This window comes from Streptacidiphilus jeojiense (assembly GCF_000719095.1).
Taxonomy (GTDB): Bacteria; Actinomycetota; Actinomycetes; order Streptomycetales; family Streptomycetaceae; genus Streptacidiphilus; species Streptacidiphilus jeojiensis.
In genome coordinates this window covers 167,159-189,221 of record NZ_JOEH01000007.1, presented here as the reverse complement: position 1 = coordinate 189,221, position 22,063 = coordinate 167,159, and the positions used below count along the sequence as shown (strand labels likewise).

At 71.8% G+C, this 22,063-nt stretch carries 20 protein-coding genes; 8 read left to right on the top strand and 12 right to left on the bottom strand.

Annotation, left to right across the window (positions count from 1 at the left end; translation table 11 throughout):
- Position 1: 1 nt before the first annotated feature.
- The 6 genes from IF29_RS0110940 to IF29_RS0110915 all read right to left on the bottom strand — a co-directional run bounded on the left by IF29_RS0110940 (position 2) and on the right by IF29_RS0110915 (position 6,060).
- Positions 2 to 751, bottom strand: coding sequence for a methyltransferase domain-containing protein (locus IF29_RS0110940; RefSeq protein WP_157623683.1), 750 nt, complete (start codon positions 749 to 751; stop codon positions 2 to 4).
- Between the two features lie 568 nt (positions 752 to 1,319).
- Positions 1,320 to 2,117 (bottom strand): MIP/aquaporin family protein, encoded by a 798-nt coding sequence (locus tag IF29_RS0110935; protein ID WP_084713909.1) that lies wholly within the window; start codon positions 2,115 to 2,117, stop codon positions 1,320 to 1,322.
- Entirely contained in the window at positions 2,114 to 2,848 is a 735-nt protein-coding gene (locus IF29_RS0110930) for a YoaK family protein (RefSeq protein ID WP_030252827.1), read from the bottom strand. The genes IF29_RS0110935 and IF29_RS0110930 overlap by 4 nt, the downstream gene beginning before the upstream one ends.
- Positions 2,849 to 2,954: 106 nt before the next feature.
- Positions 2,955 to 3,869 carry a LysR family transcriptional regulator gene (locus tag IF29_RS0110925; RefSeq protein ID WP_030252825.1) on the bottom strand — a complete coding sequence of 305 codons (915 nt, stop codon included), beginning with the start codon at positions 3,867 to 3,869 and terminating at the stop codon, positions 2,955 to 2,957.
- 211 nt (positions 3,870 to 4,080) lie between these two features.
- Entirely contained in the window at positions 4,081 to 4,941 is an 861-nt protein-coding gene (locus tag IF29_RS0110920) for an NAD(+)/NADH kinase (RefSeq protein ID WP_030252823.1), read from the bottom strand.
- 81 nt (positions 4,942 to 5,022) lie between these two features.
- Complete coding sequence (locus IF29_RS0110915) at positions 5,023 to 6,060, bottom strand: LysR family transcriptional regulator (protein ID WP_051725165.1); 1,038 nt, start codon at positions 6,058 to 6,060, stop codon at positions 5,023 to 5,025.
- 220 nt (positions 6,061 to 6,280) lie between these two features.
- Between IF29_RS0110915 and IF29_RS0110910 the strand changes: the two genes are divergently transcribed.
- Positions 6,281 to 6,979, top strand: coding sequence for a hypothetical protein (locus IF29_RS0110910; protein WP_157623682.1), 699 nt, complete (start codon positions 6,281 to 6,283; stop codon positions 6,977 to 6,979).
- Between the two features lie 15 nt (positions 6,980 to 6,994).
- Here the strand turns inward: IF29_RS0110910 and IF29_RS0110905 are convergent, their stop codons facing one another.
- Entirely contained in the window at positions 6,995 to 8,986 is a 1,992-nt protein-coding gene (locus tag IF29_RS0110905) for a glycoside hydrolase family 30 beta sandwich domain-containing protein (RefSeq protein ID WP_037594841.1), read from the bottom strand.
- 179 nt (positions 8,987 to 9,165) lie between these two features.
- On the opposite strand from IF29_RS0110905, the gene IF29_RS0110900 reads away from it, so the two are divergent.
- On the top strand, positions 9,166 to 10,173 hold the full coding sequence (locus IF29_RS0110900) for a LacI family DNA-binding transcriptional regulator (protein WP_030252815.1): 1,008 nt from the start codon (positions 9,166 to 9,168) through the stop codon (positions 10,171 to 10,173).
- A gap of 16 nt (positions 10,174 to 10,189) precedes the next feature.
- Here the strand turns inward: IF29_RS0110900 and IF29_RS0110895 are convergent, their stop codons facing one another.
- The 3 genes from IF29_RS0110895 to map all read right to left on the bottom strand — a co-directional run bounded on the left by IF29_RS0110895 (position 10,190) and on the right by map (position 12,839).
- Positions 10,190 to 11,356 (bottom strand): GDSL-type esterase/lipase family protein, encoded by a 1,167-nt coding sequence (locus IF29_RS0110895; RefSeq protein WP_030252814.1) that lies wholly within the window; start codon positions 11,354 to 11,356, stop codon positions 10,190 to 10,192.
- Positions 11,357 to 11,416: 60 nt separating this feature from the next.
- Positions 11,417 to 11,986, bottom strand: coding sequence for a TetR/AcrR family transcriptional regulator (locus tag IF29_RS0110890; RefSeq protein ID WP_030252812.1), 570 nt, complete (start codon positions 11,984 to 11,986; stop codon positions 11,417 to 11,419).
- Positions 11,987 to 12,071: 85 nt separating this feature from the next.
- Positions 12,072 to 12,839: a type I methionyl aminopeptidase gene (map, locus tag IF29_RS0110885; RefSeq protein ID WP_030252810.1), complete on the bottom strand. Its 768-nt coding sequence runs from the start codon at positions 12,837 to 12,839 to the stop codon at positions 12,072 to 12,074.
- 63 nt (positions 12,840 to 12,902) lie between these two features.
- Here map and IF29_RS0110880 point away from each other — a divergent pair, with 63 nt between their 5' ends.
- Positions 12,903 to 13,178 carry a helix-turn-helix domain-containing protein gene (locus IF29_RS0110880; protein ID WP_030252808.1) on the top strand — a complete coding sequence of 92 codons (276 nt, stop codon included), beginning with the start codon at positions 12,903 to 12,905 and terminating at the stop codon, positions 13,176 to 13,178.
- Between the two features lie 32 nt (positions 13,179 to 13,210).
- Here the strand turns inward: IF29_RS0110880 and IF29_RS0110875 are convergent, their stop codons facing one another.
- On the bottom strand, positions 13,211 to 13,459 hold the full coding sequence (locus IF29_RS0110875; RefSeq protein WP_030252806.1) for an SCO4226 family nickel-binding protein: 249 nt from the start codon (positions 13,457 to 13,459) through the stop codon (positions 13,211 to 13,213).
- Between the two features lie 110 nt (positions 13,460 to 13,569).
- The gene (locus IF29_RS0110870; RefSeq protein ID WP_198037382.1) at positions 13,570 to 14,832 is read right to left on the bottom strand and encodes an ROK family transcriptional regulator; all 1,263 of its coding nucleotides are present in this window, start codon (positions 14,830 to 14,832) and stop codon (positions 13,570 to 13,572) included.
- A 152-nt stretch (positions 14,833 to 14,984) separates the two neighbouring features.
- Between IF29_RS0110870 and IF29_RS0110865 the strand changes: the two genes are divergently transcribed.
- From IF29_RS0110865 to IF29_RS0110845, 5 genes are all read left to right on the top strand, one after another.
- Positions 14,985 to 16,304, top strand: a complete 1,320-nt coding sequence (locus IF29_RS0110865) for an ABC transporter substrate-binding protein (RefSeq protein ID WP_232242100.1) — start codon at positions 14,985 to 14,987, stop codon at positions 16,302 to 16,304.
- The gene (locus tag IF29_RS0110860) at positions 16,301 to 17,227 is read left to right on the top strand and encodes a carbohydrate ABC transporter permease (RefSeq protein ID WP_037594839.1); all 927 of its coding nucleotides are present in this window, start codon (positions 16,301 to 16,303) and stop codon (positions 17,225 to 17,227) included. Before IF29_RS0110865 ends, IF29_RS0110860 begins: the two co-directional genes overlap by 4 nt.
- Entirely contained in the window at positions 17,224 to 18,129 is a 906-nt protein-coding gene (locus IF29_RS0110855; RefSeq protein ID WP_030252799.1) for a carbohydrate ABC transporter permease, read from the top strand. Before IF29_RS0110860 ends, IF29_RS0110855 begins: the two co-directional genes overlap by 4 nt.
- Before the next feature lie 11 nt (positions 18,130 to 18,140).
- Complete coding sequence (locus IF29_RS0110850; protein ID WP_030252797.1) at positions 18,141 to 20,144, top strand: hypothetical protein; 2,004 nt, start codon at positions 18,141 to 18,143, stop codon at positions 20,142 to 20,144.
- Positions 20,145 to 20,221: 77 nt separating this feature from the next.
- The gene (locus tag IF29_RS0110845; protein WP_051725164.1) at positions 20,222 to 22,048 is read left to right on the top strand and encodes an RICIN domain-containing protein; all 1,827 of its coding nucleotides are present in this window, start codon (positions 20,222 to 20,224) and stop codon (positions 22,046 to 22,048) included.
- Positions 22,049 to 22,063 lie beyond the last annotated feature (15 nt).

Genomic DNA, 22,063 nt, shown 5'->3' with positions numbered 1-22,063 from the left:
GTCATGTCCCCTTCGCGAAGACCAGCACCTCCGTGGAGGCGACGCCCATGGGGGCCAGGAAGCTGGCCTCCAGGGTGCAGTTGAGGGTTGCGAAGAGGTCCACGCACGTCTGGCGAGGCAGGGCGGCCGGGTAGGAGTCGTGTCCCGAACCGCCATCCGTCGCCCAGGCGTGCACCGCCGCGGGGTCCAGGCAGGTTTCCGTCATCACGTCGAAGACGATCCGACCGCCGGGGCGCGTGACGCGTGCCATCTCGTAGAAGTAGCGGGAGGCGCAGAGGAAGGTCACGGTGTTGAAGACCTTGTGGGCCTGGACCAGGTCGACGCTGGCGTCGGAGGTCGGGGCGAGACTGCTTCCCGCGGTCGGTCGGGCGACCACGCCGAAGGTGGTCACCAGGTAGTCGGCCCAGGGCCCTGCGGTCTCGTAGATCTCGTAGCGGTCCGGCGAACACTCCTTCAGCGTCTTCTCCAGATACCGTCCGGACCCGGGGCCGATCTCCAGCACCGTTTGCGGGTCGGTGGCGAAGACACCGAGATCGCGTAGTTTGTCGATGGTGGACTGGGTCGCCCCGGGCGTCCCGTTCATCACCGCGTCGATGTGGTCGCCGACGGACAAGCCGGCTGCCCGGGCGGCCCGCATCGTTGCCTCGAACGGGATGAAGTCGTCGACGCCACCCAGGTTGTTGGCGCTGCGCACGATGTCGAATCCAGTACGCCCCAACACCCGCTTGAGCCCAGACTTCAATACCGGCATTCTCGTGCCTGCTGTCCTCATTAAACATGCCCCCCAGTCGTTTCTGCGCTGGGGGTCAGCATAGGATCCGCGGGTGCCGCAGCGCAGGGGGGACGGCAAATTCGCTACGGAGTTACGGTAGGCCGGTTTGCGGCGCGTGGGCTCACACCCGATGCATACCGTTTCGCTATGGAGGTAGGTCGATCCTTGGCGGTCTGCGCGGGACTGTCGCAGGTGAGCGGGTGCAGGCACATCAGATATACAGCCGACTCTCAGGAACTCTCCTGGAGGTTCCGGGTCTTGGCTGAATATGTTCTGACTATCTGTCAATATCCGCCCTGGTTCCCTCACTTTCGGAACCAAGGTGAGCGCGGATGCAGTTGTGCGATCAGGTGGTGGCCTGTGCGGCTGCTGGGGCTACCGGCTTTGGCTGGAGTGTTTTGATTCCGGCCGCTGGGCCCTTTCCGGGCTGAGGTATGGCTCGTATGGTGCATGTCATTGGAGCCATTAGATCGTGGTCATGACATTCCAGGCAGCCGTGGTTGCAGGCATATTCCAGCGAACGTCTCGGCGGTGTTGAGGCCCCAGGTCAGGACGCCGAGGAAGGGGACGTCGACGGCCGTCCTGCGCCGACGGCCGCCGTTCGTGGCGGGGTGGCGGTCGGGCTCGGAAGGTCTGCTCTCGGGCGGCGCTGGGCTCGTCGGACTGCTGTGGCGGCGGCCAGGGATCCGATCGCAGGGGCGAGGAGGTAGACCGGGAGCAGGGCGGTGTGGCCGGACAGGAGGGCGGGGCCGAACTCACGGGCCGGGTTGGCGACGCCGCCGGAGCGGGTGCCGAAGGCGATGATCTGAGAGGTGATCAGGGCGCCCACGGCCCAAGGGGTGTAGCGGCCGAAGCGACGGCTGGAGATGCCGATGCCCGCGACGGCGACGATGACGAACATGGTGCCGGCCTCCACCGCGGCGATAGCCGCCCAGGACCACCCGGGAGCGGGCGCCACCGCGGCGTAGTCCGTGGCCCGGCCGGCGATCGCCGGCCCCCAGGCCAGCCGGGCGGCCGCGGTGCCGAGGACGGAGCCGAGCAACTGCGCGGTGATGAACGGGAGGACGTCGCGCCCCGGGGTCCTGCCGTAGCGCCACATCGCGAGGCTGATGGCGGGGTTGAGGTGGCCGCCGGTCGCTCTGCCCCACGGCGAGAGCATGAAGGCGGTGACGGTGTAGCCGGCGATCGGCGCGACCGCGAGCAGCCTTCGCTGCGGGGTGTTCCACCAGCCGCCGGAGCCGCTGTCGATGGTGCCCATCAGCCATCGGGTCGCGGTGACCGCGATGAAGAGCATGATCGCGGTCATGACGAGTTCCAGGGCTGCCGCCCGGCGGTGCGTGCTCACAGCGGGTCGGTCCAGGGGGCGTCGGAGCGGGCCAGGACGTGTGTGGCGGCGGTCGCGCCCAGGAGCAGCAGGGAGGCGAGCAGCAACGGCAGGGCCGGGTTGCCGTGCAGGACGGCGACGGCGCCGACCAGGCCGCCGATGAACATCGCCAGTGCGGACAGGGTGCGGCGGCCGACCTTGCCGCCCTTGCCGCCGGCGGCTCGGCTGTCGGAGGCGATGCCGGTGATGGTGAGGGTCAGGACGGTCGTGGTGAGGTCAGGGACCGCGAGCGCGCGGGAGGCCGCGTTCTGGACGCCCATGCCCAGTCCGAGCAGGGCGATCAGCGCATAGCGGGCATCCCCGTCGTACGGGCTGCCGGTGCTCTGGGCGACGGCGTAGGCGGCCAGCACGAGGACGCTCTCCAGGATCAGCGCCATGTGCAGCAGCTGCCCGCGGTGGGCCCGCGTCCGGTGCGCGATCCGGCCGCCGAGCAGCGCGCCGACGGCGAAGGCCGCGAGCGCCGCGAGCGAGGCGGCCAGGGAGAAGCCGGCGGCGCCGGCGATGGCGAAGCCGGAGAAGACGACGTTGCCGGTCATGTTGGCGACGAAGACATGCCCCAGGACGAGGTAGCTGAAGGCGTCGACGAGGCCGGTGACCACCGTCAGCGCGAGCATCACCGGCGGGAGCGGGCCGTGCCGGTCCTCCCGGTCGGGGACCACGGTGGTCCACGCGTCCCGCAGTACGACAAGCATGGCGGCGCTCCTGTTCTCCTGGGTGATCACCTCCAGGTTGGAGCGACTCGTACGTTCTGTCCAACATATGGATGCGGACTCAGCGAGCTGTTTCAGCGATCGATCGTCATACGGTATGCCGTTCGACGACGTCGAGGAAGGCCGCGGCGGCGGGCGCCAGCCGCTTGCTGTCGTAGACCACCGAGACGTGGTGCACCGCTGCCGGGTCCGCCAGGCGCAGGATGCGGGCACCGATCGGCAGGGTGCCGTCCGGGAGGAGGGACCCGTGGCCGCGCACGGAGGAGTGCGGGACGACGGTGATGCCGACACCCCGCGCGGCCAGCCGGATCATGTCGTGGACCTGGCCGACCTCGAAGTGCCGCTGCGGCGTCAGTCGCTCCCGGGCGAAGGCCGCCTCGACCTGGCGGCGCAGTCCGCTGCCCTGGGAGAACTGGATCAGCTGGTCGTCCGTCGGGAGGTCGGAGGGCTCGATCAGGTCGCGGTCGGCCAGGGCGTGGTCCTGCGGCACGATCACCACCAGGGGGTCGCTGCCCAGCGACCGGTGGTCCAGGCCCTCCGGTATGTCGCCGGGACCGAGTCCGACCACGGCCACGTCGAGGCCGCCGGACAGGACCGCGGCGGCCATCTCGGAACTGGGCGCGTTCAGCACGTGGAAGTCGATGGCGGGGTGCCGGGCGTGGTAGTCGGCCATCACCTCGACCATGTCGACCGAGCAGGCGAGCGTCTGCACCAGGCCCAGGCGCAGCCGGCCGCGGCGCAGGCCCGCGAGCGCGTCCAGGGCGGCCTGCGCGTTGTCCACGTCGGCGAGGATGCGCCGGGCCAGCGGTTCCAGCAGTTCGCCGGCGGCCGTCAGCCGGACCGAGCGGCTGGTACGGCTGAACAGGGCGGCCCCGACCTCCTTCTCAAGCCGGGCGATCTGCTGGCTGAGCGCGGACTGCGCGACGTAGCAGTCGGCCGCGGCCTGGGTGAAGTTGCGCGTCTCGGCGACGGGCAGGAAGTACTTCAGATGCCGCAGATCCATCTGTCACGCCGATCGATTCGAGTGGAACCATGTGTTGGATCGATCCACTGTCGCAAATCTGGCGGATTCTGCGCGAGCCGAGCGCACGCACCGGCGTGCGGCAGGCCCGGGCCGTCGTCGAGGCCGCCGCCGAATCCGGGGAGCAGCGCAGCCGGCGTGGGCGCCGTGGGGACTTCGTGCCGGTGCGTCGCCGATGCCGGGCGTGCCGGGGTCAGTTGGGTTCCGCGGAGCCGGAGAGCTGGAGCTTGCGCTGGGCGCGCTGGTAGAAGGTGGTCTGGCCGAGGCGGACGATGCGGGCCGCGGCGGGGAGCATGTTCAGCTCGACGACGTCGCCCGGGCAGACCTGGCCGACCAGGCGGCCGTCGGCCTCGATGGCGAGGTCGCCGCTGTTGGGCAGGATCTCCAGGGTCAGCCGCTCGCCGCTGGAGAGGAACAGCGAGCGGTTGAAGGCCGAGTGCGGCGCCACCGGGGTGACCAGCAGTCCCTCGGCGTTGGGGGAGACGATCGGTCCGCCGGCGGAGAAGCTGTACGCGGTCGAGCCGGTGGGGGTGGCCACCACGATCGCATCGGCGCTGTAGCGGACGAAGGGCTGGTCCTGGACCCGCACCGCGACCGCGGCCGACTTGTGGCCGGGGGACCGGATCAGGACCACGTCGTTGAGCGCGGTCTCCTGGCGGGAACCGAAGGTCACCTGGACGGCCGAGCGGCCCTCCACGGTAAAGCGGTGCTGGTCGATCGCGTCGAGTGCGGCCGGGACGTCCGGGATGTCGATCTCGGCGAGGAACCCCAGGCGTCCGACGTTGACCCCGAGGACCGGGGCGCGGCCGCCGACGGCCAGGCGCATCGCCCGCAGCATGGTGCCGTCCCCGCCCAGGCTGACCACCAGGTCGGCCGACGCGTTCATCTCGTCGGCCAGCACCGGCAGGGCCTCGCAGCCGATCCGTGCCACCTCGTCCGCGAGCCCCAGGACCTTGGAGTCCCGGCCCCGGCTCCAGCGGACGATGGTGTCCACGATCGCGGTGTCGGTCCGCTCGGGGTGGAGTACCAGGCCCACCGCGCTGATCAGTCCCATGGGAGCTCCTCGAGGTCGGTCCGTGCGGTCCGTGGCCGTGACGCTCTCAGTCAGGCACAGCCGGTCAGCACGGGCAAGACCCTAACCCGGCATTCGGGCGCTCCCCGTCCCGCCGCGCCGGGGAGCGCCGGGGGAGGGGGCGGCCGGGTCGGTGGGGTCGGCGGGGTCGCGCAGCGGACGGACGACGATGTCACCCATGCCCTGGTCGGCCAGGGTGATCGCCTCGGCGTGGTCGCGGGTCGCCTGCTGCAGTGCGGCCGCGGCCGATGACGCCGCTGCCGAGGAGGAGCCGTGGCCGGTGCGGTAGAGCGTCCTGGTGATCTGGCTGCCGGTGACGGGCAGCGTGGTGACCGTCACCTGGGCCAGATGCGCGGCGAGGTACGCGGGCAGGATCGCGGCGCCGACCGCGCCGGCCAGCAGGGCCTGGACGGTGCCCAGGTGCTCGGCGCGGTGCTCGACCGACGGGGTGACGCCGTGGGTGCTCGCGAACCGGGCGAAGGCGCGACCGCGTGCGGAGTCCGCGGGGGCGCCGATCCAGGGGCGGCCGGAGAGTTCGGCCGCGGTGGCCGGTACCTCCCAGCCGGCCGGGACGACCACGCGGTAGGTGTCCTCGCTGAGCACCTGCGCACGTACGGCGGGCGGCAGCGGCAGGGCGGTGTCCCGGTCGTCGGTGATGACCAGGACGTCCAACTCGCCCAGGCGCAGCTGTCGCAGGCCGTCCTCCAGCCCGGCCTCGGCGAACCTCGGCTCGACCCCGGGATGCCACTGTGCGAGCAGCGCCAGCGAACGGGCCGCGATCCTGGACAGCACCCAGGGGGTGGCCCCGATCGCCACCGGCCCCTGCACGACATGGTGGTTGGCCGCGCTCAACTGCTGGGCGGCGAGGGTGAGTTCCTGGTCGATGCGGGCACCGGTGGCGGCCAGCAGCCGTCCGCCGGCGGTGAGTTCCAGGCGCGGGCCGGAGCGGTCCACCAGGGGGAGTCCCACCTCCCGTTCCAGGGCGGCCAGTTGCTGGGACACCGCCGAGCGGGTGTGGCCCAGTCGGCGGGCCGCTGACGCCAGTCCGCCGCTCTCTGCGATGGCGTGCAGGACCAGCAGCCGCCGTGGATCGAGGTCCATCCGTGCGGCCCCTTCTGTCGTCCGGGGCGTCATCGTGCCACAGGGCGTTCGGCCGTGGCCAGCTGTGCTGTCGGGAGGGGTAAGCAGAGCTGTCCGGAGGGACTGTCCTGCCGGGGCCCGGCTGCCAGACTGGCCGTCATCCCCAGGGCTTCGGCAGCCGGCCGCCCTGGTTCCCGCATGCCCGAAGCCGGGCTGAAGCCCGTACCCGAGGAGGCCGTTCATGGCACGACTTGCACCTCTGCGCGTCCGGAAGCCGGTCGCCGGCGCAGTCGTAGTGCTGCTGGCCGGCGCGCTGGTGTCGGCCTGCGGGGGATCCACCACCCCGCAGGCCGAGCCCGGTACGGCCGGCGTGGCGGCGGCCGGGGACACGGCGGCCGGCGCTGCCACGGGCACGTCGTACGTGCTCAGCGCCCCAGCGGTGGCCGGTGGCTACCCGCAGGGGCAGCCCTCGGCCCAACTGGTGCAGCAGGTGGACGGCGACCTCAAGCAGACGGCTCAGCGGCTGGGGGTGTCCGGTACGCCGGTGCACGCCTACTACGACGACCGCGCGGACGGGGCCTGGATCTTCTACAACGGCGTCACCGGCGCCGGCTTCGACCCCGACCACCTGCACGACCTCCTGGACCAGCCCCCCGCCACCAAGGACGACGGCGCCGGCGACCTGCTCAGCACCAGTGCCGTCGACGCCGACCCCGGGCCGCACGGTGGCCGCGCGGTCTGCAACACCGTCCTGGTCCAGAACGCCATGCTGTCCACGGCCGCCACCACCTGCTCCTGGTTCACCACGACCACCGCGGCCGGCATCACCGTGGTCATCAAGGGGGACGGCACCAACACCAAGGTCGGATTCACCGCGGCCGACGTGGCCCCGATCATGCGGGCGATCAGGGCCGACGTCGAGCAGTCGAAGAGCCGGTGACCTGCGGGAGCGGCGTCAGCGGCGGTCGGCGCCGGTGTAGGCACGCACATCGGCGACGCTCCACCAGCTGCCGCTGGCGGCCGTCAGAGTGAGGCGCACATAGCGGGTGCCGCGGCCGCCGACGTCGACGGTGGTGAACTGCCCGCTGCCCTGGCCGTCGGGGACCTCCGTGGTCCAGTGCACGCCGTCGGTGCTGGTGGCCGCGGTGTAGCCGCGCGGGTAGTCGCCGGTGGAGGCGCCGGTGTCGAAGACGACCTGCTGCGGGTGGAGCACCTTGCCGAGGTCGACCTGGAGGTACTGGCCGGGGGCCTGGGCGGCGCCGGAGGAGAAGCGGGTGCTGGCGTCGTCGTCGACCGCATCGGCCGCCGGGTCGGTGCTGCTGCTGGTGCTGGCGGTGGCGGTCCATCCGGTCGGGTCGAGCTGCTGCGCTCCGTGTCCGGCGGCGGAGCCGGGGGTGCGCCAGACGAAGGTGGCCAGCGCTCCGCCGGGCAGCGTGTAGCTGAGGTTGCGGTCGCCCTCGCGGATGGCGAAGGTCTGCGGGTTGTCGTTCTCGTTGTGGGCCACCAGGACGGTGCTGCCGTCGGGGTTCCGGAAGGCGACGTCCTCGACCTGGCCGTTCCATCCGGTGGTGCCGAAGGAGGTGCTGGCGATCCGGACCGCGCCGGGCTGGACGAAGCGGGCCAGGTGGCCCAGGGTGTAGTACTCGGCGTTGCGGGTGACGGTGCCGTCGGCACCGACGGTCAGCACCCCGGTGCAGCCGGTGCAGCCGCCGGTGTGCGGGCCGCCTGCGGGATCGAGGGCGATGTTCCAGTTGATGACGGTCTTGGCCCAGTTGCGGGTGGCGCCGATGACCAGGTTGCGGGCGTGCCACTTGAGGGTGTCGGAGAAGGTGTCGGCCGGGTTGGCGGACTGGCTGCCGGAGCACTCGGTGAAGTAGATGTCCTTGGTGGGGAACTGCCGGTGCAGCGCGGTCATCGCGCTGGGGTCGCCGTAGTAGCAGTGGTAGGCGGTGCCGGAGATGTACTGGGCGGCGGGGGAGTTCAGCAGCTGCTGGGGGTAGTCGTCGATGTCGGCGGTCTCGTCGGGCGGGGTGGCGGCCGCGTCGTTGGGGTGCTCGGTCCAGTTGTGGTCGTAGCCCAGGATCGTGGTGTCCAGGTGGGCGGCGCGGAGCATCGGGCCGAGCTGCTCGATGACCTTGGCCTCCTGCCAGGACGGCATGTCGGTGCCGGGGTAGCCGGACGGGGTGCGGTTCTGCGGCTCGTTCTGCACCGTGATGGTGTCCACCCGCACGCCGTTGGCCCGGTAGGCCTGAATGAACTTCACCAGGTAGGCGGCGTAGGCGCGGTAGACCCTGGGGTCGTCGATCAGCCGTCCGCCGGTGAGCGAGCCGCCGGTCTTCATCCAGGCGGGCGGGCTCCACGGGGTCGCCAGGATCTGCAGGTGCGGGTTGAGCTGCTCGGCCTGGCGCAGCAGCGGCAGGATCTGGGTCTGGTCGTGGGCGATGCTGAAGTGGCTGAGCGAGTAGTCGGTGCTCCCGGCCGGGACGTCGTCGTAGGTGTAGGCCGGTCCGGTGGTGAAGTCCGAGGCGCCGACGGGCTGGCGCAGGTAGTCCAGGCCGTCCCCCGAGGTGGGGCTGAAGAGCGAGCGCATGGCGGCGGTTCGGGCCTGCGGGTTCAGGGCGGACAGGACCGAGGCGGAGGAGTCGGTGATGGCCGCGCCGAAGCCGGACATGGTCTGGAAGGTGCGGCTGGGGTCGACCACGACGGTGGGGGCGGTGCTGGGCGTGGTGGTGAAGCCGACGGTGCCGGCGTCGGTCATGGTGTCGGTGCCGTCCGGGGTGGTGATCCACACCTGCGCCGATCCGGAGCCGGCGCCCGTGCCGGAGACCGATCCCGCCGCGTGGTGGCGGACGGAGGCTGCCTGGGCCGGGGCCAGCCCGGATCCGACGACGGCCGCAGCCGCGAGCGTGCAGACTGCGGCGAGCAGGGCTTTGCGTGGTGGACGCATGGGACCTCTCCAGGGACGAAGCGGAACGCGGCTTTGAAACGAAATGAAACAAATGTCATTCCGGCGAAACACACGTAAGCGCTCGGGCTCGGACCCTGTCAAGGGAGTTGTCATGGTTCCGCAACTACGGCCGCGGGGCTGCGGTATGCTCCGGCGCATGAAACAAAACCGGGTGACGCATGGCTAGGCCCCGGGCGAAGCACGTCACGGTACGGGCCATCGCAGCGGAGGCCGGGGTGTCCATCGCCACCGTCTCGCGCGTGATCAACGGCCATGCGACGGTTTCCCCGCAGACCCAGGAACTGGTCCGGCGCGCCATGGACCGGCTCAAGCCGGCGCCCCCCGCCGCGCGCCCCGGAGCGGTGTACGTGCGCTGCCCCTATGTGCTGACGGACTACTTCGGTGTCATCGTCACCTCGATCGCCGACACCCTGGCGCTGCACGGCCGCGACCTGGTGCTCGGGGCCGGCGAGTCCGCGCAGAGCGCCCATGTGCTGACCTCGCTGCCGCACAACCCCGCCATCGCGGGCGCGGTGCTGATCCTGCCGCCCGAGCCGGACCAGGAGCTGCAGGACCTGCGGGCGGCCGGCTTCCCCTTCGTGGTGGTAGATCCGCGTACCGAGCTGCCGGGCGAGATCGCCTCGGTCTCGGCGGCCAACGCCGCCGGCGCCCGCAGTGTCACCGCGCACCTGACCGCGCTGGGGCACCGGCGCATCGGCGTCATCGGTGGGCCGGGCAACTGGCTGGCCGGCAAGGCCAGGCTGCTCGGACACACCTCGGCGATGGCCGAGGCCGGCAGTCTGACCACCTCCGACCTGCTCCGCAGCGCGGAGCCCACCACGGAGAACGGCTACCGGGCGGCCCGGGAGCTGCTGTCCCTGGCGGACCGTCCGACCGCCCTGATCGGCTTCAACGACAAGGTCGCGGTGGGCATCCTGCGCGCCGCGCACGAGCTGGGACTGCGGGTGCCGCAGGACCTGTCGGTCGCCGGCTTCGACGACAGCGACCTGAGCCGCAGCACCCAGCCCAGGCTCACCACCGTGCGCCAACCCCTGGAGGAGATGGGCCGGATAGCGGTCTCGCTGCTGACCCGGCATCTGGACGGGCACACCGTGGACACCCTGCACATCGAACTGGCCACCCAGCTCGTGGTCCGCGAGTCCACCGGCCCGGTGCCGACGCGCTGACGCCGGGTCAGCCGGGTCAGCCGGCGCTGCCGAGGCCGAGTTCGGCGAAGCGCTCGCCCATCCGGCGGTGGGTGGCCGCGTCCGGGTGCAGCTGGTCGGGGAGCGGCAGCTCCGCGCTGTCCGCCTCGCCGTAGAGCTCGCGGCCGTCGAGGTGGCGCAGGTTGGGGTCGGCGGCGGACCGCTGCCGGACGATGCGGGACAGCTCCTCGCGGATGGCCGTGAGGGTCAGCTTTCCGGCCGCGCGTTCGGCGGGGTCGCCGGTGGCGGTGAACCGCAGCTGTCCGGTGGCGAGCGCAGCCAGGTCGAAGGTGGTGGGCCCCGGGGTGTCCTCGTGGATGGGGCAGAGGATGGGGGAGACGACCAGCAGCGGCGTGGTCGGGTGGCCCTCGCGGACGGTGTCCAGGAAGCCGTGCACCGCGGGGGTGAAGGCGCGCATCCGCATCAGGTCGGTGTTGACCAGGTTGATGCCGATCTTGAGGCTGATCAGGTCGGCCGGGGTGTCCCTGATGCTGCGGGCGGCGAACGGGTCGAGCAGGGCGCTGCCGCCCAGCCCGAGGTTGACCAGCTCCACCCCGGCGCGGGCGGCGGCGATCGCGGGCCAGGTGGTGCTGGGGCTCGCGGCGTCCGAGCCGTGGCTGATGGAACTGCCGTGGTGCAGCCACACCTTGCGGCCGCGGTCCGGCACCGGTGCGACCGCCGCGTCGGTGCGCAGCGAGACCAGTTCGGTGGTCTCGTTGTGCGGCAGCCAGATCTCGACGTCCTTGTCCTGGTCGGACAGGCCGGTGAAGCGGACGGTGGCGACCGGGCCGGGGCGGTGGTCGGCGGTGCCGGTGGCCATGTCGATGGTGAGCGTGTTGCCGCCGTGCGCGACGGCCTGGCCGGCCAGGTGTCCGTCGACGACCAGGTCGTAGACGCCGTCCGGGCGGGGCGGCGCGCCGGCGTAGCTGCGCTTGGTGGGCAGCGTGTCGAGCTCGACCACGGTGGCACGGGTGCGCAGCACCAGGCGCACCCCGGAGGGCTGGGCCTCGGCCATGGCCAGCTGCGGGTCGGTGTTCTGGGCGCGGGCCCAGGCCGGCAGCCGGTGCGGCAGCAGGCCGTGCCCGGTGCGCTCCAGGTCCAGCGCGCCGCGCAGCAGGTCGGCGGTGATGGGTGTGGTGGTCAGGTCGTGCTGAGGGTGCGTCATGTCTCCGCCTGGCGATGGGGATGTTCGAGGAGGATCGGGTGGTCGGGGCGGCCGGTCGGGTCAGGGCGCGGGCCAGTTGCGCAGCAGGGCGTCCAGCGCGTCCAGGGACCGCGACCAGCTCTCCTGACTGTCGGGCGCGCTGTGGCTGAAGCCGCCCGCCAGCTCCAGGGCCACATAGCCGTGGAAGGCGCTGCCCAGCAGCCGTACGGCGTGGGTCTGCTCGGGCTCGGCCAGGTCGTAGCCGCGCAGCACGGCCCGGGTCAGCTGGGAGAGCCTGACACCGGCGGAGGCGGCGGCCGCCTGCGGGTAGAGCCGGTACTGGGCTGCCGCGTAGCGGCCGGGGTGCTCGCGGGCGTAGTCGCGGAAGGTGTTCCCGAGCGCGGCCAGGGCGTCCCTGCCGGCCCGGCCGGCCATGGCCTCGGCGGCCCGGTCGGCCAGCTGCTCCAGGGCGAGCAGGGCGATTCCGGTCCTGAGGTCGTGCGAGTTCTTCAGGTGCGAGTAGAGGCTGGCGACCTTGACGTCGAACCGTCTGGCCAGCGCCGAGAGCGTCGCCTGGTCGAAGCCGACCTCGTCGGCCAGCTCCGCCCCCGCGTCGATCAGGCGCTGGGTGCTGAGTCCTGCGCGTGCCATGGTGTGCCCTGCCTCCCGGTTTCCTGCATCGACCATACATTTGCCTAATGCTTATAGGCAAATGGACGATCGAGTTAGGTTGCGGTCACGGCAGGGTGAGGATGCGGGGGCCGTCCTCGGTGACGGCGATGGTGTGTTCGAAGTGGGCGGCCCGGCTGCCGTCGACGGTGCGCAGGGTCCAGCCGTCGGGGTCGGTGCGGTAGGCGTTCTGTCCGCCGGCCATGAGCATGGGCTCGATGGCGATGGTGAGCCCGTGGCGCAGCGGGTAGCCGCGGCCGGGGCGGCCGTGGTTGGGGACGTGCGGATCCTCGTGCATCCGGCGGCCGATGCCGTGGCCGCCGAAGTCGGTCGGCATTCCGCAGCGGGCCCTGCGGGCGACGCTGCTGATGGCGTGGGAGATGTCGCCGATGCGGTGGCCGACGGTGGCCGCGGCGATGCCGGCGTCCAGGGCCTGCTTGGTGGCGGCGATCAGTTCCAGGTCGGCGGGGCGGGGCGTGCCGACGGTGAAGCTGACGGCGGCGTCGCCGGTCCAGCCGTCGAGTTCGGCCCCGCAGTCGATGCTGACCAGGTCGCCGTCGCGGAGCCGGTAGTCGCCGGGGATGCCGTGGTCGACGGCGTCGTTGACGGAGGCGCAGATCACGGCGGGGAAGGGGGTGGGCGCGAAGGGCGGCCGGTAGCCGAGGAAGGGTGAGCGTGCCCCGGCCGCCGCGAGTACGGCGCGGGCGGCCTCGTCCAGCTCGCGCAGCCGGACGCCGACGGCTGCCGTTCCGCGGACCGCCGCGAGCGTGTTGGCCACGACGCGTCCGGCCTCGCGCATGGTCTCCAGCGCGTTGTCGGTCTTGATCTCCACCATGGATCGGAAGCTCCCTGCGATGCGGTGATGCCCAATACTTATACCGGTATTAGTATCACGGGCATGGTGAGAACTCCTTTGACCCCGGAAGAGCGGCAGCGGGGCGAGCGCTTCGGCGCCCTGCTCCGTCAGGCCCGCGGCGAGCGCAGCATGGTGGACGTGGCGGCGGCGGCCGGGCTGTCCGCGGAGACGCTGCGGAAGATCGAGACCGGCCGGGCGCCGACCCCCGCCTTCTTCACCATCGCCGCGCTGGCCTGGGCCCTGAACGTCTCCCTGGACGAACTGGCCGCCGCCTGCGCCGCGGATGCCGACGGCGAGGGGGCGGCCTTGTCGGCCTGACGGTCGCCGGCCGGGTCCGCCGGCCTCAGATCTCAGACCGTGAGCGGGACCGGATGGACCTCGTCGGCCTTGTGCCCGGCGCGCTCATGGACGCGTTGCACCGCGTCGACGGACGGGGCCTCGGACAGGCAGTACACCGTGCCCGAGTCCGGGTCCGCCCAGGCCTGCTTGAAGTGGACGTTCTCGCTCGCTTCGATGGCGAGGTCGGCCTGGTGGGCCGATGCGAGCTGCTCCGCGGTGATCCCGGTCATGCCGTGGTGGACATCGATGAACGTGGCCATGGTCTACACATCTCCGTCGGCTCGGTGCGGTCCGCCCGGAGCGCAGCGGTCCCGCCGCCTGTCCGGTCGGCTCCTTCCAGGATGAACCCGCTGCGAACCGGACGCCAAGGTCAGGCGGTGCCGCTGGGGTCCTGGTAGACGGCGTCCAGGGCCAGGTAGGCGCCGCCGCGGGCGGGTGCGGTGAAGCCCAGGGTCGAGGGCAGCACCTCGCAGCCGCCGCACTCCGGGGCCATCACCCGGCGGGCGACGCCTTCGCGGACGCTGGGCAGCAGGTAGTCGGCGAAGACCGCGAAGTAGCCGCCGAGCACCACCGCGCGCGGGTTGAGGACGTCGACCAGCAGGGCGACGCCCAGCGCCAGGTCGTCGGCGATCAGGGCGAGCGCCTGCAGCGTGCGCGGGTCGCCGTCGTCGGCGCGGCGGCGCAGGTCGGCCAGCCGGGACTCGACGTCCAGGGACGGGTCGTGGACCGGGTCGTCCGGGTCGGAGGCGTGCCGCAGCAGGGCGCCCAGGCCGACCATGGTCTCCCAGCAGCCGAACCGGCCGCAGGCGCAGGGGTGGCCGCCCGGGGCCAGCGGCATGTGGCCGATCTCGCCCGCGAACCCGCGTGCTCCGCGCATCAGTTGGCCGCCGCTGATGATGCCTCCGCCGACGCCGGTCTCGCCGGTGACGTAGATCAGGTCGTGGATGTCGGCGGCCGAGGCGACCAGGTACTCGGCGATCGCGCCCAGCTTGGCGTCGTTCTCCAGCCGCAGCGGCGGCGCGGACCGGCCCAGCCGGTCGCGCAGCGCGTCCAGCGCCGCGACGTCGCGCCAGCCGATGTTGCTGGCGAAGGTCACCCGGCCGGCGGTGATGTCGACGTTCCCGGGCGCGGCCAGGGCCGCGCCCACCACCCGGGCGCCGGCCGCCTGGACCGCGGCCTCGGCCTCGCGGACCAGGGCCGCCGCGCTGTCCAGGACGGACTCAGGGCCGGCGGTGCGCACGTCGACGGCGATCCGCCGCTGGAAGGCCACCTCGCCGCGCAGGTCGAGCGCGACCACGGCGAGGTAGTCGACGTTGATCTCGACGCCGACCCCGCAGATGGTCCGCCCGTCGATCTCGACGGCCTGGCTGGGGCGGCCGACCGAGCCGTCGCGCTCGGAGGCCCCCTCCCGCACCAGGCCCAGCTCGACCAGTTCGGAGATCAGGCCGGTGATGGTGGGCCGGGGCAGTCCGGTGTCCGAGGCGATCCTGGCGCGTGAGCGCGGGCCCGAGTCCCGTAGCAGCCGCAGCACCAGGCCGAGGTTGGTGCGCCGGATCGAGGCCCGGTCGCTCGGCTTGGACGGGCCGGCCATCGCGACCTCGTGCGCCGCGCCCCCACGCAGGTCTGCCTTCACGCTCACTCCCTACCCGCCGTCGTCCGGCACTGAAAGTTCTGCCGCGGTGTTGACTTCCGCCGCCTTAGTTATGATCCTACTTTAATTAATCGGGCTGTTCGCAAGTCCTCGCACGCCAAGTTATTCGATCGCTACCTCGTAGGAGACTTCAGGTGAGACGTCGTCAGATACGCGCCGTGGCACTGTGCGCCGCCCTCGCATCCATGGCCGTGGTGAGCGGATGCAGCTCCAGCGGCAGCACGGGCAGCTCACAGAGCCCGTCCAGCGCCGGCGGCACGGTCAAGCTCGACTTCTGGGGCTGGGCCCCCGGGTACGAGCAGTCGGTCGCCCTGTTCAACAAGAGCCACCCGGGCATCCAGGTCACCTTCGACAAGACGCCCTCGGGCTCCAAGGGCGGCTACACCAAGATGCTGACGGCCGCTCAGGCCGGCAACGCACCGTGCCTGGGCATGGTCGGCTACGAGACCATGCCCAGCTTCGCCGCCGCCGGGGCGATGATGGACGTCACCCAGTACCTGGCCCCGGCCAGGAGCCAGTTCGCCGCCTGGACCTGGAACCAGGTGACCATCGGCGGCAAGACCTACGGCGCCCCGGTCGACACCGCCCCGATGGGCCTGCTCTACCGCAAGGACCTGTTCGCCAAGTACGGCATCAGCAAGCCCCCGGTCACCTGGGCCGAGTACGCCGCCGACGCGGCCAAGGTGCACGCCGCCGACCCCAGCGTCTACCTGGGCGACTTCGGCAACGACGCCTACAACTACGCGGGCCTGGCCTGGCAGGCCGGCGCACCGTGGTTCGGCACCAGCGGCGGCCAGTGGCAGGTGAGCCTGAACAGCCCCGCCAACCAGAAGGTCGCGGGCTACTGGCAGGGCCTGCTGGACAAGAAGCTGCTCAAGACCGACCCCAGCTACGACCCCACCCTCTACAAGGACATGGCCGCCGGCAAGATCCTCTCCGACGTCAACGCGGTCTGGGACACGCCCATCCTGGCCTCCAGCGTCAAGGGCACCTCCGGCAAGTGGGCGGTCGCCCCGATGCCGGTCTGGGACGCCGCCAACCCCGTCTACGGCAACGACGGCGGCTCGGCCACGGTCGTGCTCAAGGGCTGCGCGCACCCCAAGGAGGCCGCCGAGTTCGCCACCTGGATGAGCACCGACCCGTCCAGCGTCAGCAACCTGATCAAGGTGACCGGGATCTACCCCGCCGCCACCTCGGGCCTGTCCAACCCGGCCCTGTCCGCGCCGGACCCCTTCTACGGCGGCCAGGTGGTCTTCGACGTCTTCAAGGCCGAGACCCCGCACATCGACACCTCCTGGGTGTGGGGCCCGACCATGACGCAGACCTCGACCGACCTGGGCGACGGGCTCGGCACCAGCGCCGCCGGCAGCACCCGGATGCCGGACGTGCTGACCACGGTGCAGAACAAGACCGTCGCGCAGCTGAAGCAGCAGGGGATGAGCGTCTCCGGATGAGCACCGCCGCCACCACGCACAGCACGCCCACCACGCACCACGCGCGGCGGCGGGCCCGGACCGCCGCCGCGTTCCTGCTGCCCTTCGCCCTGCTGTTCGCCGTCGCCTACCTGGCCCCCATCGGCTACACCCTCTACCAGAGCCTGTTCAAGATGCACCGCGACGGGCTCGGCCTGTCCGCCCCCACCAAGGTCTTCGCCGGACTCGGCAACTACTCCGACGCGCTGCACGACCCGGTCTTCCGCAGCTCGCTGCTGCGGGTGCTGCTGATCGGCGTGGTGCAGGTGCCGGTGATGCTGGGCCTGGCCCTCGGGCTGGCCCTGCTGCTGGACGCCAAGGGCACGTTGTTCAAGCGCTTCTTCCGGCTGGCCTTCTTCCTGCCCTACGCCCTGCCCGGGGTGGTCGGCGCGCTGATGTGGTCCTACCTGGTCGCCCCCGGCCTCAGCCCGATCACCTCGGCCGCTCATGCGCTCGGCCTGCACCTGGACCTGACCTCAGGGCCCATGCTGGCCCCGACCATCGGCAACATGCTCACCTGGGGCTGGACCGGCTACAACATGCTGATCATCTACTCCGCACTGCAGGCCATCCCGCCCGAACTGGCCGAGGCGGCCCGGATGGACGGCTGCTCCGCACTGGGCATCGCCTGGCACGTCAAGATCCCCATCGTGCGCCCGGCGCTGGTGCTGACCACGGTGTTCTCCATCATCGGCACCGCCCAGCTCTACAACGAGCCGGCCGTGCTGCAGCACGTCGCCCCCAACCTCAGCAGCAACTACACCCCGATCTTCGCCGCCTACAACGCGGTCAACGACAACAACTTCGGCTACGCGGCCACCGAGTCGGTCATCCTCGCAGCCCTCGCCTTCGTGCTCTCCTTCGGCTTCCTGAAGCTGGTCGGGCGACGGGGGGCGGCGCTGTGACGACGCTCCAGTCCACCAGGACCGCACCGACCCGGCCGGCCACCCCGGCGCGCAGGCCAGCGCCAGCGCACCCCTCGCGCTGGCTCACCCTCGGCGTGCTCGGCATCGTCTCGGTCTACTTCCTGGCCCCGGTGTGGTGGCTGCTGGTCTCCACCACCAAGAGCAACTCGGCGCTCTTCAGCGGCAACGGCTTCTGGTTCAGCGGCCGCTTCGCCCTGCTGTCCAACCTGCACGACGTGTTCACCCGGCAGGGCGCGATCTACCCGCGCTGGCTGCTCAACACCGCCCTGTACGCGGTCGGCGGCGCCGCGGTCAGCACCCTGGTCTCCGCGCTGGCCGGCTACGCGCTGGCCAAGTACGCCTTCCGGGGCCGCGAGACTGTCTTCAACATCGTGCTCGCCGCCGTCCTGGTGCCGCAGCCGCTGCTGGCCGTGCCGCTCTACCTGCTGTTCTCGCCGGTGCACCTGGTCAACACCTACTGGGGCGTGCTGATCCCCAGCATGGTCAGCCCCTTCGGGGTCTACCTGGCCCGGATCTACGCCGCGGCCTCCGTCCCGGACGAGCTGATCGAGGCCGGGCGGGTCGACGGCGCCGGCGAGGTCCGCATCTTCGCCACCATCGGCCTGCGGCTGATGTCCCCGGCGCTGGTCACCGTGTTCCTGTTCCAGTTCGTCGGCATCTGGTCCAACTACCTGCTGCCCGCGCTGATGCTGGCCGACGACAAGCTGCAGCCGGTCACCGTCGGCCTGGTCGGCTGGCAGGCCCAGCGCGGTATCGGCGACGCGGTGCCGTTCAGCATCGTGATCACCGCGGCCGCCGTGTCGGTGGTCCCACTGATCGTCATGTTCCTTTCACTGCAACGGTTCTGGCGCTCCGGCCTGTCCGCCGGCAGCGTCAAATGAAGGGGAGCTGGATGCGCGCGCGCTACCACCTCAGATTCCAGATCCACCCCGACCCCGACCCGGCCCGCACCGCCGCCGACGCCACCGAGCTCGCCAAGGCCTGCGCGCAGGCCGAGGTGGACGAAGTGGTGCTGCTCACCGGCGCCGAGGAGTCCTTCGCCGGACACCTCACCGGCAGCGCCGAGGACCTCTGGTTCGAGACGGCCCGACTGGCCAAGGACACCCTGGAGGCGGCCGGACTGGAGGTCAGCCTCAACCCCTGGGTCACCGTGGGCCACGCCGACCGGGGCCGCAGCGGCGCACTGGGACGGCTCGGCTTCGCCCCGATGGTCTCCCCGTACGGGGAGGTGTCCACCGCGCAGGCGTCCTTCGCCTGCCCCCGCTGGCGCGCCTGGATCGTCGCGCACTACGGGCGCTTCGCCGAGCTGGGCTTCCGGGTGCTCTGGCTGGAGGACGACTTCCGCTACCACAACCACGCACCGCTGCACTGGGGCGGCGGCTTCGAACCGCTGATGCTGGAGCGCTTCACCGCCCTGACCGGCTGGCACGGCACCCCGCAGGAGTTGACGGCGGCACTGACCGCCCCCGGCCGCCCGCACCCCTGGCGCGCGGTCCTGCAACAGGTCTGGCGCGAAGCCCAGTTGGAGGTGGCCGCCGCGGTCGCCGCCGAGGTCGACCGGCGCTCGCAGGGCCGCTCGCGGCTGGGCCTGATGAGCTCGGGCCTGGACGCGGCCTCGGTCGAGGGCCGCGACTGGGCGCAGCTCTACGGCGCGCTCGCCATCGGCGGCCGGGCCGCGCAGCGGCCGCACTTCGCCCCCTACACCGACACCCCGGCCCGCGAGCTGAGCCGGCAGGTCTGGTCCCTGGAACTGCAGCGTGCGCTGCGCCCCGGCTTCGTCGACAGCGAACCGGAGATCGAGAACTGGCCGCACACCGCCTGGTCCAAGTCCGACACCCAGACCTGGTCCGAGATGGCCGCCGCACAGCTGGCCGGCTCGGACGCGCTGCTGCTCAACGTGCACCCCATGCACGGCCGCCGGGTCACCCGCTTCCCCCAGGTCACCGAACTGCTGCGCCGCTCCCGCCCTGCCCTGGACTGGCTGGCCGCCCGCTACCACCGGGACCAGACGACCATCGGGGTCGGACTGCCCTTCGCCCAGGACGCCGCCGCGCACGTCCGCACCCGGGGCAGCGGCCCGCAGGCCCTGGACGAACTGGCCGTCGACCCGGGACCGGCGGCCGACCTGCTGCTGCGCTACGGCGTCCCGGTCACCGCCGACCCGCAGGCCCCGGTGCAGGCCCTGTTCGGCCAGTCGGCCTGGGCCCTCCCGGACCAGGAGATCCGCCGCCTGCTCGGCGGCGGCCTGCTGCTGGACGGCACGGCGGCCTCGGTGCTCTTTGAACGCGGCTTCGGACCGCTGCTCGGACTGGACGGCGTCGAACTGATGCCGCGTGAGCAGCCGGACCCGAGCGGGCCCTACGCCGAGGAGCAGGTGCTGGACACCGGCGCCGTGCTCAGCGTCAACATGCAGCCGACCCTGGCCCGGCTGGAACCCGGCCCGGACACCGAGAGCTGGACCGAGATCCGGACCCCGCAGGGTCTGCGCTGGGGCTCCGGCCGCACCGCCTTCCGCAACCGCCTGGGCGGCCGGGTGGCCGTCCTCGCGGCCACCGACCCGGCCCAGCTGCCCTACGACGACAGCGGACAGCAGCTGCTGCACCGCGCGGTGCGGTTCCTGGAGGGCGACCGGCCGCAGTTGCCGCTGGTCACCGGCGGACCGCACCTGATCCCGCACGCCTCGCACCGCGACGGGACCACCCGCCTGGCGATCGCCAACGGCAGCGCCGACCCGGCCCGGCCGCACATCGCCGTGCCGGCGGCCCCCACCGAACCACACGCCACCCTGCTCCGCCCGCTGGCGGTACCCCGGCCCGCCGGGACCGTCACCGACGCGGACGGCCTGCACCTGGAGACGGACCTGCCGCACCGGGGGTGGCTGGTCCTCGAATGGTGAGCCACCGCACCGAACCACCACACCCTGCACTCCCACACCCGGCACTCCCACACCCTGCACAACCTGACGGAGGAACCATGTCCGCTCCCCACCGGAAGTCCGCCCCGGCGATCGGCGCCGTCGCCCTGGCGCTGGCCGGCGCCGGCCTGTTCGCCACCCCCGCATCGGCGACCCCGCCGACCACCGGATACACCGTCACCATCGGCTCCATCGGCAGCTACGCCTACCCGACCGACACCCCCGCCGCGCCCTACCTGGACAAGAACGGCACCTTCTACTTCCAGCAGTCCGCCTCGCTCTACGGCAGCACCGACCCCCGCTACTGGGACTTCTTCACCGGCACGAACTTCGACACCGCCACCCGGTCCAGCGCGATCAGCGACGCGGTGAACCCGGCCAACCCCGTCGACAAGAACAACGACACCACCTACCGCTGCAACAACAGCCCCACCGGGAAGACCGCGACCGCGGCCCCGGCCGGCTCCGGCTACTCCCAGAAGAACTACTGCGACCTGATGGGCGTGTGGGTCGACCCCGACACCGGCAACTGGTACGGCCTGGTGCACAACGAGTTCACCCCCGAGCCCTTCGGCGCCAACTCCTTCTCGCACTACGACGCCATCGACTACGCCGTCTCCACCGACCAGGGCAAGGTGTGGACCATCACCGGCCACGCCATCACCAGCCCCTACAGCACCGCCCGCGGCGACACCACCGCCTTCCCCAACGGCACCTTCGACTACGGCGACGGCGACCCGCGGCTGTACGTCGACTCGGTGTCGGGCTACTTCTACGTCTACTACGGATCGCGGATCGTCCCCAAGGCCGGCACCCCCGGAAGCACCGACAGCCTGGCCCACGTCGCCCGCGCGCCGATCTCCGGCAAGATGGCGACCGGCACCTGGCAGAAGTGGTACAACGGCTCCTGGTCGCAGCCCGGCGTGGGCGGCCTGGAGAGCAACATGGTCCCGGCGACCACGGCCGACCCCAGCGGCTACACCCCGGTCGGCAACGACTACAACCCGGCCAACGCCGGCACCGTCGACCAGCAGATCGCGGCGAACCAGTTGCCGTCCAAGTCCCCGCTGCTGGTCATGAACATCACCTACGACGCCTACCTCGGCCTGTACATCGGCGAACCCGAGACCGTGCAGCAGTCCGGCACCGAACCGCAGCAGTACTACGCCACCGACGACCTCTCCACCCAGAAGTGGCACCTGATCGGCGACTCCGGCAGCTACACCTCCGGCTCCTGGTACCGCTGGTTCCTCGACAGCGCCAACCTGACCAGCTCCACCATCGTCGGCAAGTCCTTCCGCTCCTACTGCGCCATCGCCTGCGCCGGCTCGGACGGCGAGTACGCCAACACCACCATCGACTCGGCCACACCCGCCGCGCCGCTGTTCGACCCGGCGAAGAGCTACCGGATCAGCAGCGGGGGCGGCCGGGTGCTCGCCCTGGCCGGCAAGGGCGCCGCCACCACCTCGGACGCCGCCGTGACCGGATCGGCGCTGGAGAACTGGAAGTTCAGCGCCAACGGCGACGGCTCCTACCGGATCACCAACGCCGCCACCGGCAAGGTGCTCGGCGTCGACTCCTCCGCCAAGGCCGGCCGTGCCTGGGGGGCGAAGCCGACCGTCACCGCCCTGGGCGCGGGCAACGGAACCGTCGGCCAGCAGTGGTTCATCGTCAGGAACGCCTCCCCGGCCGGAACCTACCGGCTCGTCAACCGCTACAGCGGCCTGGTGCTCGGCCTGTCCTCGAACGCCGGACGCACTGCCGAGACCACCCCCACCCGCACCTGGACCAACACCACCGGCAACCCGGTCGGCGGCACCCGCAGCGCCGCCGAGCAGACCCTGACGGTCACCCCGGTCGGCACACCGGCCCGGGCACCGAGGTGACCCAGTAGGGGGGAG

Coding starts and splice junctions, on each gene's coding strand:
- IF29_RS0110900 (WP_030252815.1), top strand. CDS start 9,166: ATGGCTAGGCCCCGGGCGAAGCACGTCACGGTACGGGCCATCGCAGCG.
- IF29_RS0110915 (WP_051725165.1), bottom strand. CDS start 6,060: ATGGACCTCGATCCACGGCGGCTGCTGGTCCTGCACGCCATCGCAGAG.
- IF29_RS0110895 (WP_030252814.1), bottom strand. CDS start 11,356: ATGACGCACCCTCAGCACGACCTGACCACCACACCCATCACCGCCGAC.
- IF29_RS0110880 (WP_030252808.1), top strand. CDS start 12,903: ATGGTGAGAACTCCTTTGACCCCGGAAGAGCGGCAGCGGGGCGAGCGC.
- IF29_RS0110875 (WP_030252806.1), bottom strand. CDS start 13,459: ATGGCCACGTTCATCGATGTCCACCACGGCATGACCGGGATCACCGCG.
- IF29_RS0110890 (WP_030252812.1), bottom strand. CDS start 11,986: ATGGCACGCGCAGGACTCAGCACCCAGCGCCTGATCGACGCGGGGGCG.
- IF29_RS0110860 (WP_037594839.1), top strand. CDS start 16,301: ATGAGCACCGCCGCCACCACGCACAGCACGCCCACCACGCACCACGCG.
- IF29_RS0110845 (WP_051725164.1), top strand. CDS start 20,222: ATGTCCGCTCCCCACCGGAAGTCCGCCCCGGCGATCGGCGCCGTCGCC.
- IF29_RS0110940 (WP_157623683.1), bottom strand. CDS start 751: ATGCCGGTATTGAAGTCTGGGCTCAAGCGGGTGTTGGGGCGTACTGGA.
- IF29_RS0110910 (WP_157623682.1), top strand. CDS start 6,281: ATGGCACGACTTGCACCTCTGCGCGTCCGGAAGCCGGTCGCCGGCGCA.
- IF29_RS0110920 (WP_030252823.1), bottom strand. CDS start 4,941: ATGGGACTGATCAGCGCGGTGGGCCTGGTACTCCACCCCGAGCGGACC.
- map (WP_030252810.1), bottom strand. CDS start 12,839: ATGGTGGAGATCAAGACCGACAACGCGCTGGAGACCATGCGCGAGGCC.
- IF29_RS0110930 (WP_030252827.1), bottom strand. CDS start 2,848: ATGCTTGTCGTACTGCGGGACGCGTGGACCACCGTGGTCCCCGACCGG.
- IF29_RS0110850 (WP_030252797.1), top strand. CDS start 18,141: ATGCGCGCGCGCTACCACCTCAGATTCCAGATCCACCCCGACCCCGAC.
- IF29_RS0110925 (WP_030252825.1), bottom strand. CDS start 3,869: ATGGATCTGCGGCATCTGAAGTACTTCCTGCCCGTCGCCGAGACGCGC.
- IF29_RS0110905 (WP_037594841.1), bottom strand. CDS start 8,986: ATGCGTCCACCACGCAAAGCCCTGCTCGCCGCAGTCTGCACGCTCGCG.